Origin of the sequence: Hungatella sp. SL.1.14 (assembly GCF_024460495.1) — a bacterium.
Lineage (GTDB): Bacteria > Bacillota > Clostridia > Lachnospirales > Lachnospiraceae > Hungatella > Hungatella hathewayi.
On the sequence record NZ_JANFYJ010000017.1, the window covers coordinates 52,130 to 65,990 of the forward strand.

General features: G+C 33.9%; 12 protein-coding genes. 2 read left to right on the top strand and 10 right to left on the bottom strand.

Annotated elements, in window-relative coordinates:
- Positions 1–11 precede the first annotated feature (11 nt).
- Positions 12–1,451, top strand: a complete 1,440-nt coding sequence (locus NE473_RS18055) for a lipopolysaccharide biosynthesis protein (RefSeq protein WP_155560867.1) — start codon at positions 12–14, stop codon at positions 1,449–1,451.
- A gap of 23 nt (positions 1,452–1,474) precedes the next feature.
- Entirely contained in the window at positions 1,475–2,575 is a 1,101-nt protein-coding gene (locus tag NE473_RS18060) for a Coenzyme F420 hydrogenase/dehydrogenase, beta subunit C-terminal domain (protein WP_155560866.1), read from the top strand.
- A gap of 385 nt (positions 2,576–2,960) precedes the next feature.
- Here the strand turns inward: NE473_RS18060 and NE473_RS18065 are convergent, their stop codons facing one another.
- The 10 genes from NE473_RS18065 to NE473_RS18110 form a co-directional block, all read right to left on the bottom strand.
- Entirely contained in the window at positions 2,961–3,998 is a 1,038-nt protein-coding gene (locus NE473_RS18065) for an NAD-dependent epimerase/dehydratase family protein (RefSeq protein ID WP_138313467.1), read from the bottom strand.
- 15 nt (positions 3,999–4,013) lie between these two features.
- The gene (locus NE473_RS18070; protein ID WP_138313466.1) at positions 4,014–4,727 is read right to left on the bottom strand and encodes an IspD/TarI family cytidylyltransferase; all 714 of its coding nucleotides are present in this window, start codon (positions 4,725–4,727) and stop codon (positions 4,014–4,016) included.
- Positions 4,728–4,729: 2 nt separating this feature from the next.
- Positions 4,730–5,950, bottom strand: coding sequence for a polysaccharide pyruvyl transferase family protein (locus NE473_RS18075; RefSeq protein WP_155560865.1), 1,221 nt, complete (start codon positions 5,948–5,950; stop codon positions 4,730–4,732).
- A complete protein-coding gene (locus tag NE473_RS18080; RefSeq protein ID WP_155560864.1) occupies positions 5,947–7,347 on the bottom strand; it encodes a lipopolysaccharide biosynthesis protein in 1,401 nt (466 codons plus the stop codon). Before NE473_RS18080 ends, NE473_RS18075 begins: the two co-directional genes overlap by 4 nt.
- Positions 7,348–8,121 (bottom strand): LicD family protein, encoded by a 774-nt coding sequence (locus tag NE473_RS18085; protein WP_196411673.1) that lies wholly within the window; start codon positions 8,119–8,121, stop codon positions 7,348–7,350. It lies immediately after the preceding gene.
- A 172-nt stretch (positions 8,122–8,293) separates the two neighbouring features.
- A complete protein-coding gene (locus NE473_RS18090) occupies positions 8,294–9,580 on the bottom strand; it encodes a hypothetical protein (protein ID WP_155560862.1) in 1,287 nt (428 codons plus the stop codon).
- On the bottom strand, positions 9,568–10,530 hold the full coding sequence (locus NE473_RS18095; RefSeq protein WP_155560861.1) for a glycosyltransferase family 2 protein: 963 nt from the start codon (positions 10,528–10,530) through the stop codon (positions 9,568–9,570). The genes NE473_RS18090 and NE473_RS18095 overlap by 13 nt, the downstream gene beginning before the upstream one ends.
- Entirely contained in the window at positions 10,523–11,686 is a 1,164-nt protein-coding gene (locus NE473_RS18100) for a glycosyltransferase family 4 protein (RefSeq protein ID WP_155560860.1), read from the bottom strand. The genes NE473_RS18095 and NE473_RS18100 overlap by 8 nt, the downstream gene beginning before the upstream one ends.
- Positions 11,687–11,813: 127 nt before the next feature.
- Entirely contained in the window at positions 11,814–12,656 is an 843-nt protein-coding gene (locus NE473_RS18105; RefSeq protein WP_138313459.1) for a glycosyltransferase, read from the bottom strand.
- 6 nt (positions 12,657–12,662) lie between these two features.
- Positions 12,663–13,841: a radical SAM protein gene (locus tag NE473_RS18110; protein ID WP_155560859.1), complete on the bottom strand. Its 1,179-nt coding sequence runs from the start codon at positions 13,839–13,841 to the stop codon at positions 12,663–12,665.
- Between the last annotated feature and the right edge of the window lie 20 nt (positions 13,842–13,861).

A 13,861-nucleotide genomic window follows, 5' to 3' on the forward strand; every position in this document is an offset into this window, starting at 1 on the left:
TAGGAGGAGCTATGTTTAAATTAAAACAAAAATTGGAAAACATGTCAGCTCCAGTAAAAGCTGCCTCATTCTTTACTATTTGTAATGTTTTACAGAAGGGAATATCCCTAATTAGTGCGCCAATATTTACCAGATTATTAACAACAGAACAATATGGTTTATTTACAATCTATAATTCTTGGTACGGTATCATATCGATATTTGCAACATTCAATCTTTCATATGGCATTTTTATAAAAGGACTTGTCAAGTATGAAGATGATTCTAAACGTTTTGCTTCATCGTTGCTAGGGCTGTCTACAACGATAACTTTTGCCTGTTTCTTAGTTTATCTAATTGGACTGAATTTTTGGAATTCGGTATTTGAACTCCCTTCATTTCTTATTCTTGCAATGTTTTTAGAATTACTGTTTGTACCCGCCTTTGGATTTTGGTCTAACATACAAAGAAATGAGTATAAATATAAGGCCCTAGTACTTGTTACGTTAGAAATGTCATTAGCTAATCCTTTACTTGGTATTGTGACAGTCCTATCCACAATCTATAAAGCGGAAGCAAGAATCTTGTCCATGGTTTTTGTACAAGTCATTTTTGGGCTATTCTTTTATATTTTGATAATGTACAAAGGCAGAAGGTTTTATGACAAAAAATACTGGAAATATGCATTCCTGTTCAATGCACCATTAATACCACATTATTTATCAATGACGGTTCTTCAGCAAGTTGACAGAATAATGATAAATAACATGGTAGGGACTTCAGAGGCGGCAATTTATGGGGTTGCATACACAGTGTCAACTTTGATGATACTTGTAACTTCTGCAATGAATAATTCTTTTACGCCTTTTACATATCAATCTATTAAGAAAAAAAACTATATTTCCATAAAATCTATCACTAACTTGATTTTAATAATTGTAGCAGTAGGTTGTATTTTGGTAATGGCCTTTGGCCCAGAAGTTATTTCTATATTGGCGCCAAAACAATATTATGATGCAATATGGATTATTCCTCCTGTTGCAGCATCTGTTTTCTTTATGTTTTTGTATCCTCTTTTTGGGAACATAGAGTTTTATTATGAAAAAACAAAATTTACTATGATGGCTTCTTGCGTGGGTGCAGTTGCAAACATAGTACTAAATTATGTTTTCATAAGGATTTTCGGTTATCACGCAGCAGGATACACAACTTTAGCATGTTATATTATGTTTGCTATTGCGCATTATGCTGTTTATCGAAAAATTATTAAGGAAAAAGAGATAGAGACAATCTATGATATAAAAAACATTGTTCTAATATCTATCTTTGTTCTGATTGCTATGATAGCTATATTGTTTACTTATAATTATACAATTATCAGATATTCCATTATCGCACTAATTATTGTAATAGCTATTGTAAAAAGAAAAACCGTTATTGAAATAATCAAAAGATTAAAGAAAAGAAACTAGGTATTTAAATATAAGGATTTTATATGAAAACAGTATGTGAATTAAACAAATGCAATGGTTGTATGGCGTGTGTTGATCGTTGCCCAAAACAATGTATATCTGTAAAGGATGATGTATCATACTTTAATGCGATTATAGCTGAGTCTCTTTGCATTAATTGCAAGTTATGTGAAAAGACATGCCCAAATGTTACCAAAGTAGAAAAAACAAATCCAATCGAATGGAAACAAGGATGGGCAGCAGAAGCTATAAGATACAAAGCTTCTTCTGGTGGAGCTGCATCTTCTATCATCAAGGGCTTTATTAAAAATGGTGGATATGTTGCTTCTTGTCTTTTCAAAGATGGAGATTTTGTTTTTGATATTACTAAAGATACAGAAGTAGCAAAGAAATTTGTTGGATCTAAATATGTAAAGAGCAATCCTACCGGTATTTATAAAAAGGTGGAGGAGAGATTAAAAACTGATAAAGTACTATTTATCGGTTTACCCTGCCAGGTTGCGGCACTGAAGAATTTCATCAAAAAGCAAGACAACCTCTATACAGTAGATTTAATTTGCCATGGAACGCCATCTTCTATGATTTTGGCTAAGTATTTAGCTGAAAACGATAATGATATCAACCAATTACAAGATATAAAATTTAGAAGCAGCAATGATTTTGGGTTAATAATAGATGGTTCCAAGGTATGCAATGAGGGTCAAGATGATTATTTAATGGCATTCCTCTCCGCAAATAATTACACAGAAAACTGCTACGAATGTCAATTTGCTACCAAGGATAGAGTTTCTGACATTACTCTTGGTGATTCTTGGGGAACTGAATTTAGTGATGAAGAAAAAAACGGCGTTTCTTTGCTACTGGTTCAAAGTGAAAAAGGAAAAGAAGTAATTGAGGGAATTGATTTTAATTTTTTTGATGTTGATATAGATAATGCAGTTGAGCAGAATCATCAACTAAGGCATCCTTCTATTAGAACTCCTGAAAGAGATAAATTCTTATCTCTAGTGAAGAATGGAAAAAGCATTTCCTATGCTACGTTCTGCATCTTCAAGAAAAGAATAATTAAAAGAAATATAAAGAAGGTTTTGACAAAGTTACATTTAATGGAAGTGCAACACTAGGGAAAAATCCCAACCATCTTATTTTCTTCGGATAGGAGATTAAAGGTAGTTGTGCATGCAACAGAGGTACATAAGAATAAAAGGTGTCAGGCAGTGCGTTAGGCTAAGGGCGAATAATCCGATGGGTGGAAATCCCATCAAGCAAGCCGCTAACCACGGCACTTTATAATGTAAGCGCCAGCCTCCCTAATACTTGGCGCTTACGAGGTAAAAGCACAAAGTGGCTTAAACGAAGTGAAAGCCAGCGCCTTGAGACGCTGGCCTAGTAACAAAGGCTTATAGCCGAAGTGCGAGCCACCCGTTAGACGGGGGCAACGACTTTTACCGCGTTATTATTTGGCGCTTGCGATTATACAAAAAGAACACCGATAGATTTGCAATTTTATCACATCTCCATTAGAATTTTAATCGTATGCTCAAGCCCATCTTTTAACGTATACTGTCCTCGCCAACCTAACTGGCGCAGTTTATCATTAGACAGTACACAATCTTGAGGATTGGAGTACCCCCTTTTTTCAATTTCTTCAGGAGAATCAAAGACAACTTTAGTCTCGCTAATTTCAGCAATCGTTTGGGCAACTTCGGCAATAGTAGCAATAGAGTTTTCGTTGGAAATATTATATGCCTCACCTGGGACACCGTAAAACAGAACAGTAAGCAAAGCATCTATTGTATCTATTATATAGGTATATGTCCTTTTTTGTGTACCGGCACTCTTAAGAACAATATTTTTATTATTTATTGCATTACGGATAAATTGTGCATGAGCTTTACTGTCATTTACTGTCATGGCAGGCCCGTAAACACTACTAAGACGAGCAATAACTCCATTGACACCATATTCCTGATAATAGCATCTCAACAACAATTCCGCACAACGTTTACTTTCAGGATAAGAAGACCTTATTTGATTAATATTAGTAATACCGCTGTTTTCTTCACTATAATAGTCAGCATTATCAATATGCCCATATACTTCAAAAGATGAGGTCAATAACACTTTTGTTTTTTTATGGCTGACACAATAATCCAATACATTTTTGGTTCCGTATATATTAGTAAGCAATGTTTCTGCTGGAAAAAGAGAATACATTTTGGGGTCTGCATTACTGGCAGCATGAATTATGTAATCATAATGGTACCGCTTTGCAAGCGGATCGCATATATCCTGTGCAATGTAACTAATCCAATCTTTATTTTTAATATAAGAAAATCTGGATTCCATTTTTTTTAAATTCCGGCTAAGAGCATAAACTTTAAAATTAGACTTACAATGTTGATTTGCATACATTAGTAAATCGACAACGCACGAACCAATTAAGCCGCTAGCACCTGTAACGAGAAAAACGCCATTTTTACCCAGTAATTTATCGCATATACCAGATAATTCACTCAGATATATCGGGTTTTCGGAAATTTTCATATCTCACCTCTAATTTTAATGTAACCAGGAATCTTTTTTTGCATTTAATAACGCTTTAAAAATTTCTATATCTTCTGTTGTTGTCAGCTTCAAATTTTTTTCTGATCCCATAGATATATACAACTTCTTTCCTAACTCAATATACATTGTACAGGAGGCAACGGAATTAGTAATTCCTTTTTCCAAAGCCTCTTTATGAGCAGCTATAATATCTTTCAAAAAAAATGTTTGTGGGGTTTGAGTTATTTTCAGGTTATTACGTGGAACTTGCTCCTCAGAAGACTTTGAATTATACGATTTTAACATAGCCGCTGTACAGGGAATTACAGTAATGGCATTACCACATTCCTTACATACACGAATATTATCGGATATAACATCTGCACTTAGCATTGGCCGGATTGCATCGTGAATTAATACGATATCATCTATATTTGTATGACGAGCTGCAATATCATAGAGACCATTACGTATGGAATCCTGACCATTTTCCCCGCCGCTTACCACATTTTCTAATTTAGTAATTCCAAACTGTTTCGCATATGCATATAATATATCATGCCAGCCATCCAGACAGACAACTTCAATCTTATCAATGTTTGGATGCTTTTGAAACGCCTCCATGGTATAAACAATTACCGGTTTATCATATACGCTGATAAACTGTTTAGGAATATCCTGATTCATTCTTGCGCCTATTCCGCCTGCAATAATAAGTGCTATATTCATTTCTATTGCCTCCTACCATTCATTTCTTCTTCAATCGCTGTCAGGTATTTTTTAATATATACAATGGATGTTTGTCTGTATTTTTCTTTGTTGATATCACAATATCCTTGACTAACGGCCAGCTCAAATTTTTCTAAAACCCTGCTGAAATTTAATTCGTCACTATCCATAACTCTTTCAGATACTCCAATATTATCAGCAAAATATTTCAGTTTGTTATTCCAGCTAATCGCTACAAAAGGAATTCCTAGCGAATAAGATACTATGCAAGAATGTAGCCGGGAGGTTATGATTCCCTGGAAACCACTGATAATCTCAACTAATTCTTTGGGGGTTTTAGGGGTTAGCAATTTATCAGACGGATTAATTCCTGCTTTCTCACACAATTCCTTGGCATACTCACTATCGCAGACGTCTCCATTATTAAAAAGCTTCCATTTTTTATTCTGCTTTTCCAAAGTGTTAATGATTTTTAACATTTCTTCTTCATATTGCTGAGGAGTTATCCTCCTTTTGAATTCAGCAAAACGTATTGGCGTAATTATCCCCAGACCAATAATATTTGTTTCTTTTTTTGAAATATTAAATGTTTCTGCGCTCCAAACGCCTATATCAGCTATTCGTGCAACTTCAGTATGGGGGTTATGAATCATCTGTTTAAGTGTATTAAGATCATCTCTTGTTGTTGCAATCTTTAATATATCCATACTAAGTACTTTACAAAATTGCCGGCATCTTCGATCTTTTTGATTATATTTGCTCTCAATTCCTGCACAATTAATAAATACCGGTATACCAAGCTCTGAAGCAGTTGTCATAAATGCCATATAGTATGGTGCAAAATTAAGCCTCACATCATACTTTATTGAACCGGCACCCATAACAATAATTCCATCAAGCCCCTGCATTTGGTCTCTAAAGCTTTTTATTAAATTTTTTCGTGCAGTACCCATTTGCCAGATATATTCATCCAGCCACAGGGTATTTATCACACCAAAAATCTTAGCTAATTTTCGAATCACTTTTAGTCCAAGCACAATAGGATTCTTATCAAAATAGTACCAAACAGAATCATCACCAGAAAAGGTTCTTCCAAAAATGTCAATATTCTTAATTTGCAGATCAGAAGCTCCTTCTTTACGGCATAAATACTCTGTACACGAAAACAATAGGGGATCACCTAAATTCTTACTATAGTATTCACCCAGAAGCCCTATTTTCATAAATTTCCCCTCCCTGTGTAGAACATCTTAATTTTATCTTTATATATAATTATTGCTTCACAGCAAAGTAACACAATAAATATGCCATTATAAAACAAGTTAAATGAAAAATAAATTTTACATGAGAATAATACCTGAAAAAACAGAGCGACTAATAATTTCCAATTAACTTTGATATAAACATACTTTTTAATTAACAAAAACCGCCTGATATCTATGACGAGATAACCTAATGCCAGAGCTATATTAGCAGCCTGTACGCCCATAAAATTCATAGCGATGACAGCAATGAAAACATTCACTATACTACCTGCAAGTGTTGTAGTAAAAATAGATCTATTTTTTTTTAATGTGCTCAGTATGCTTCCTAAGAAAGAAGATACACACGAAAAAAGTGCAGCAAGTATAGCCACGGGAATTAAAGGTTCTGCATTTAAATAGGAAGCATCTACTAAGAGCGGGAAAAAAATTTTAACACAGGGAATTATTCCTGTACATCCCAAAGTCATAAATTCTATATATTCCTGAAATGCAGTTGTATAAAATGCCGCCATTTCCGCTTTGCTTTTATTTGCTTTAGAAAAAGTCAATTCCTGCCAGGCCATTTGAAAGCACTGTGTAAATAAACTGATTATACCTGTGAACTTATTTGCAATAGCGTACAAACCATTTTCCGCAACAGATAATTTATATCTAATAAGCACTTTATTAAAACTCGACAAAAACCAATACGCTGCAGAATTTATTGATAATGGTAACGAATATACAACCATCGCTTTTAATAATGAAACATCAAGTCTTTTATATTTCAAAATATGAGTTAATTTAACGGCACGTCCCATAATTATGATACCGGTCATAGCACCAATACAACTGGATATGTACAAGAATTGATAACTTCCCTTCATTACGACAATAAACCATATATTGCATATAATAGTAATGCAGGACGACAATACCCCTGCCAGAGCAAACATTTTATTTTTACCGTATCCGCGTGAAACAAACCCCATAACTTGCTGTATATTTGTTAAAAGACCAAATAAAAGTAGCCAGCATTTATATTCAATCCCCATAATACTGCCTAACAAAATAACTGCAATCGAATAAACTAACGTTGAAATAGTAAAAATAACGCACCCGGCTTTAACAACATTTGCTTTTTCTGCTTCCTTTTTATAATCAAACATAAAACGTAGTATCCCGCCCCATATGTCTAAGAATAATATTGAACTTAAAAATGTTATATATGCCGTATTCAAGTCATATGTGCCATATGATGCCGGTGGTAAGTATTTTGTATATATGGGTAAAAGCAAGAATGAAATTATTTTTATCAGCACATTTCCGACTAAATAAATTCCTGTTGTTCTTACGAATCGAATTAAATCCTGCATTTATTTTCTCCAATATGCTTTGTAATCATGGGGCAGAGTACGCTCCTTTTCTGGAGGTAATTCCATATAGTCTCCATACATTGTTTTTAAATATACATCATAATTTTTAATAACAGAAAATATAATGTTTTCAAAAACTGCAGTTGTGGTTTTATCAAAAAATCCCTGTGGAAAAATTTCTTTTTCTCCATATTTAGAATAAATACTCCCACAATATTTTGTTTCCTGATTATTATATTGCTGCACCATTTGCTCTAACTGCTTCATCCAGTATTCAGCCTGTTTTCTTCGGCATATTAAATGCTCCGGGTAATATAGAATTCGTTTTATATACATTTTCCATGGAGTACTGGAATAATAATACCCTACCTTTGATGAAGCTATGGCACGGCGGGTATATTGCCTGGCCTTTTTAAACATTAAAGTTTCCTTTCCTTCCGGAATGGAGTCAATCGGAAATATATCAATAAAAACGCCCATTTCCGGCATATCAAGTTTTATTTCCTGATCATTATACATTATGGTTTGCGGATTAATTAACTTTGAGAAACCATAGATATAATGAGGAGTAACTCCTGGCGTATATAATTTATATCTTGTTTCGGACTTTAATACATTAATCAGGTGATTATAATTATCTCTGGTCAAAAATATATCAATATCGTCATCCCAAGGGATAAAACCTTTGTGCCTTATTGCGCCTATTAAACTGCCACCACAGAGAGAGTATGATATGTTATGTTGTTCACAAATTTCTTTAATATAAACTAACATATCAAGTTCTAACTGTTTTTGCTCATCAAAAAGAATGTTTTGCATTGTCAATTATGTATGATAAGATTTCTTGTAAATCTATAATCATACTACTCCTACCCAGATTTATATAAATCTTATTCATATTTTTTATAAAAACTTTAATCATTTATATGGTATCGTTATAAATCTTTTATGAAAATGAATTTGTGCACTTTCTTACAAGTACAGCCAATGCCCAAAAGATAATGAATGAAAGCTGTGAATACATCGCCATATTATAAATAAATATCATAATACTCCCTGTAACCATCATTATTAGCATCGTTCCATATTTTCGTGTTCTTGTAAAAAAAAGTGATTTAATTCCTATTTTAAGTAACTCAACATATATTAAACAATACAGTAAAAAACCTATCATACCCTGTTCGTTATACAAATATGATGTATAAAACTGGTCATAATGCGTCCCTTGATTTTTAAGCCAAAAACTATTGTCAACAAAATTTGACGATGTTACGTTTCCAATACCCATACCAAACAATCTATTCCATCTATTAGGCAACAGATATTTATTTGAATAGCTAAACACAGCAGCTCTTCCAATATCATAATCGGTACTGTAATGTTTTTGAAGGTCTATAAGTCTTGCCAAACCGCCCCTTCTCAATTCACCTATCAACGTTGAAAACTCTGGAAACATTCGAATCAATAAATTATAGAAAACGATAACACAAATTAGAATTAGTGCAACCCCAAAAAAAGTTTGTGGCTTTTGGGGAAGGCAAAGGTATGCTACCATAAAAAGTAATACAAATTCTGCAAAAAAGAATTTAATCTCTGCTAATGCTGCAACAGCTAACATCAGCACTGATATAATCAGTACTCTTTTATATTCACTTCCTTCTGCATCGTGACACACAATTTTTTCAATACAATATACACTTATAATTACAAAATAGAGATTTGTATATTGATTAACACCCATAACTAAACCAAAAATGCCACCTAATAAGTCTTGATTTATTCCCAACAAAAAAAATTCTATCAATGTCAAAACAATGTTAATCCAAAAAATACAATTAAATATTTTAAGTGTTTGTTTAACGCTTTTGGAATCACCAAAAGCCAAAACGCAATAGAAAAAAACAAATCCTCTAAAGTACTTATATGCACCATATATTGCATTGCCTAGTGACACGCCATTTATCACGCCTCCAACAGTCATTGCCATAACTATAAATAGCAATATCGCCGTTATTGAATAAACAGATTTACACAACAATGTTTTTATAAATTTCTTGATTTTGAAGGTAACCATCAATATGATTGGTATATCTATCAAAAAATATATTACAGACGAAACGTGAAATGTTTGTGCTATACAAAGTGTGGCAAAAGATAAAATGAGTGTTAAATTTATATAATCTGTTCTAATTTCGTTATTATTCATTTTAAATCTTACTTTTACTCCTGCCATCTAATCATCCTCCTGGTGCCTCTTATAAAATAAAAGAGACTCGGAAAACATGCAATAGCATAGCTTTTCAATCCCACTTGTTTTCTCTGGCTTCTCACTTTTTTCATTAGGTTGATGCGGCTTATTACCCCTTCTTTCCTATCTTTCAGTTCCATCATTCTATATATTTCTTCACTTAACATGAGATATGTCTTTAAAATATTTTGATATGCATTTCTTAAACAACTGCCCTGTTCTATATTAGTGTTATCAATCAGGCAGTTACAGATTTTAACCAGATCACAATAATTCTTGATTTTTACTTTCGAGGTTGTAATTGACTCTCCTCTCTTATTATAAAAATAAAGTGCCTTATCCATATAATAAATCGTTGGATTTTTAAAAAATGCTAGCGCTGTAAAAAAAATATCTTCATAATAAATTCCTTCTTCAAACAGTAACTTTTCTTTCAATAAAAAACTTCTGCGGTAGCAATAAAGTGGAACGGTTGACAAGGGTACTCTTTTTTGTGCTATTTCTATACCATATTCAATCTTATTTATACACTTACCTGTTGAAAGTACACTCCGCCTATTTGCCTCAATTACCGTTGCATTAAATCCAATAATGTCAACCTCATACTTGTGAAGTATCTTTTGTAACTCATCAAGCAAATTGCTCGAAATAGTATCATCACTATCCATGAAATATATATATCTTCCAGTTGCAGCTCCCATACCTGTATTTCTGGCCCCTGAGAGTCCTTTGTTGGTTTGATGTATAACTTTACATCGAGATTCTTTTACTTTAAATTCATCGCAAATATCCGGACATTTGTCTGTTGATCCGTCATCTACCAAAATTACTTCGTAATCTTTGAATGCTTGTCGTGTAATACTTTCCAAACATTGAGGCAAGTATTTTTCAACATTATAGATAGGCACAACAATCGAAAAGATAGGATTATTCATTTTTATTATCCTCTAACGCTTTCAAATATAACTTTTTCACCCTTTTTGCATGTATTTCCATAGAAAAATTTTTTTTTGCGTACGCTTCTGCGGCTAGTCCAATTTTATTTACTGTTTTCCTGTTATTTACCGCCCAAATTATTGCAGCTTTCAGTGCATCACCATTTAATGCCTTATATATAATCCCATTTTTTCTATCCTGTACAATTTCTAAATTAGCCCCACTATCACTCACAATCGGGCAAAGACCTGACATCATATATTCAACGGTAACTCTACCAAAGCCTTCTACACGTGAGCATGTTAATCCAACATCATACTCAGGTACTTTCTTCCAAATGTCCGGCTGATAGGAATGGATTTTCATACACTCTGAAAGATCGCTTTTACAAATTTTTTTGTTCAAGTATTCTACGTACTCTGTCTTTCCATTTCCGTAGAAATCGATGACAAATTTATTCTTCAGACTTTCTGAAATGTCGTTTAAGGCATCAATCAAATCCTCTTGACCTTTATTCTTTGTATATCCACCCAAAAAAATCATTTTGACTTTCTTGCCAGATTTATCTTGTTCAGAATTATATAACTCAGTTCTAATACCATCATATATAAGTGATTCATTTTTAATAAAAAGGCCTTTTTTATTCCATGCATTTTTTACAGACTGGGAAATGGTGATAAAATAAGAATCAAATGAATTCATATATGAAATCGAGTCTTTTTTTACCGATATCAACTTAAAGTCTCTTCCATCTGCATGTTCACGAATATGCCAAATGTGAGGAATATTATATTTTTTCGCTAAAATTGTTCCAATGTCAATTCTATTAAGATTTGAATGTATAATATCTACTGTTGAAAAATCTATACTTTTCTCAATTTTATGAATTGCCAAATGTAGCCCTAATATGTAACGAATTTTTAAAAGCACTTTATATATTTGTGTCGGTTCTTTATACGAGCTCATAAAATTTTTAAACGGAGCCGAATAATTTTCCACTCCTATGTCTGTTAGCATTTTATTTAAAGAATTTTTCTTTCCCGTAATAACAATAGGCGTAATATCCGCCTCTTTTTTTATTTCAAAAATCAAATCATACAGTGCAAGTGCAGCGCCTCCTTGATCTACATGATTCATAAAGTACAAGACTTTCATAAGCTTCCTTCCATATCCTCATGTACTAGTAACTGATTTTAATACTTGCAGTTACTTCTCTGTTCTTATAGAAAAACATCCCCCAAAAGCTCGTCCCACTTTTTATATCTTTTCGTTCCTGTTTTTATCACTCGTCAATAAATATTAGCTTTGCACTCAGTGCCCAAGCCTTAAATGGAATCGACAATGACTTGCTCTTTTTCCCTATTTGGAGACCTAATCCACAACATTTTATAAATCCTAAAAGCCGGATTTTCACACCACCTATCAGTCTGGTCTGACGCATGATATCAATGACTCTCAGTTTTAACCTTTTCCACCCCGCTTCAGGTGTCAGTTTTGTTCCCCTTTGATAAAAGTTCTGAAGAATTTTAACATCAATTTTTTTGAACTTCACATTCTTTCTCCTTTGATCATAAAAGAAATTTTGATCTACTTGATCTACGAACAGCTTTTCATTAAATCTATAATTATTAAAAACCTTCATACGGATTGCCAAACAACTGGCAATCGCATTGAATTTTTCTTGTGATATTTTCTGATCTGAGAATTTGATAAAATGGCTGCGCATAAAATCATATTCATTCGGAGAATAGATTACACCGTCTTGCCCATAAATAATCGGAGCAAAAATATCAACGTCCTGGTAAGTATTTATTGCATCACTCAATTTATCAAAGTATTCTTTTGTAACTTCAGTATCATCATCAAAAAGAATTATAATATCTTTAGTTTTACTCGCATCAACCGCAACATTATAAGCTTTGGACAGCCCCTTATTCCCATTCATCGAAATATACTTAATATTTTTTTTCTCACAAAAAGTTTTATTTTTATAATCTTGTGTGCTATTATCAATAATCAGAATTTCAATTTGTTTATCATTAATATTTAAAATGTTTTTGCAAGTAATCGAGTCTTTTACCTTTTTGTTATAAACAACGATTGCAGCAACCATAGTTAATTTCATTACCAGTTAACCTCTCATCTGATTTGCAATATCCGCCTCCACAATTTCCTCACCGGTCTTATGCTTCAGTTGCTCTTTAGAAGCTTCACTTAGACCATTATTGATCACGCAATCTGTATCACATGTACTGCACTTGTCCAGCTCCTCTTTGGTGACCTTACCGTCACGGTAATCACGACAAATCTTCAGTTCGTACATGCTGTAAGGATAATTGGTAAACAATGCTTTAAATTTATGTACTAGAACCCAAATCGCCGTTTTCCAGATGTACTTGTGCATAGCCGGAGATACTGAGCCGATCATCCAGCAGGCACGGTCACAGCAGTGAACCTTTACACGGACTGTTTCGGCCTCCGGACTGTTCCATAGCTCGTCCCAAGTCTGGTTGTTCAGGTTTCCCATGACCTCTTTGTCCTTGGTCCCGTTACAGGGCATAACATCACCATAAGGGTCGATGAAAAAGGTATCAAAACTCATGTCGCAAGGCAACAGGCGTTTTTGGCCATAAATATAGTTGATCAGACCGTGGTTGAAGTAAGCGCGGAACCACTTCTTCGGGCTGTTGCTGTGGAGCAGTTCGTTGACTAGGTTTTCTAAGTTCTTTGCAACCATCGAACGATCAAGGATGATATTCTTTGCCTCCACGAAGTAGAAGCTGTTGTGCAGGGAGGCGGTTGCAAACTCCATTCCCATTTCATCAGAAATCTTATACAGCGGCACAAGGTCAGGAGCATTCTTGTCCTGCACGGTCATTCCGAAACCAACGTCCTTCATACCCATCTCACGCAGTTTCTTCAGTGTGCCGTAACCACGTTGGTAACCGTTTTCCAGACCACGAATCTCATTGTTCGTATGCTCCAGACCCTCAATGGAAATGCGAATACCAATCTGCGGGAACTCTTTACAGAGATCTACGATACGGTCGGTAAAAAATCCATTAGTTGAAATAACGATGCGATCTGACTTCCTATACAACTCACGCACAATATCTTTTAGGTCTGTACGAATGAAAGGTTCGCCGCCAGTGATATTGGTGAAATACATCTTAGGTAGTTTTTTAATTGTTTCGATGCTAATTTCTTCTTCCGGCTTAGAAGGCGCCTTATAACGATTGCACATAGAGCAACGGGCATTGCAACGATAAGTGACGATGACCGTACCATTTAACTTTTTTTCTTTAGACATAATTTGCTCTCCCATTATCA

Excerpts from the sequence above, each read along its gene's own strand:
- NE473_RS18055 (WP_155560867.1), top strand. The coding sequence starts at position 12 with ATGTTTAAATTAAAACAAAAATTGGAAAACATGTCAGCTCCAGTAAAA.
- NE473_RS18060 (WP_155560866.1), top strand. The coding sequence starts at position 1,475 with ATGAAAACAGTATGTGAATTAAACAAATGCAATGGTTGTATGGCGTGT.
- NE473_RS18065 (WP_138313467.1), bottom strand. The coding sequence starts at position 3,998 with ATGAAAATTTCCGAAAACCCGATATATCTGAGTGAATTATCTGGTATA.
- NE473_RS18070 (WP_138313466.1), bottom strand. The coding sequence starts at position 4,727 with ATGAATATAGCACTTATTATTGCAGGCGGAATAGGCGCAAGAATGAAT.
- NE473_RS18075 (WP_155560865.1), bottom strand. The coding sequence starts at position 5,950 with ATGAAAATAGGGCTTCTGGGTGAATACTATAGTAAGAATTTAGGTGAT.
- NE473_RS18080 (WP_155560864.1), bottom strand. The coding sequence starts at position 7,347 with ATGCAGGATTTAATTCGATTCGTAAGAACAACAGGAATTTATTTAGTC.
- NE473_RS18085 (WP_196411673.1), bottom strand. The coding sequence starts at position 8,121 with ATGTTAGTTTATATTAAAGAAATTTGTGAACAACATAACATATCATAC.
- NE473_RS18090 (WP_155560862.1), bottom strand. The coding sequence starts at position 9,580 with ATGGCAGGAGTAAAAGTAAGATTTAAAATGAATAATAACGAAATTAGA.
- NE473_RS18095 (WP_155560861.1), bottom strand. The coding sequence starts at position 10,530 with ATGAATAATCCTATCTTTTCGATTGTTGTGCCTATCTATAATGTTGAA.
- NE473_RS18100 (WP_155560860.1), bottom strand. The coding sequence starts at position 11,686 with ATGAAAGTCTTGTACTTTATGAATCATGTAGATCAAGGAGGCGCTGCA.
- NE473_RS18105 (WP_138313459.1), bottom strand. The coding sequence starts at position 12,656 with ATGAAATTAACTATGGTTGCTGCAATCGTTGTTTATAACAAAAAGGTA.
- NE473_RS18110 (WP_155560859.1), bottom strand. The coding sequence starts at position 13,841 with ATGTCTAAAGAAAAAAAGTTAAATGGTACGGTCATCGTCACTTATCGT.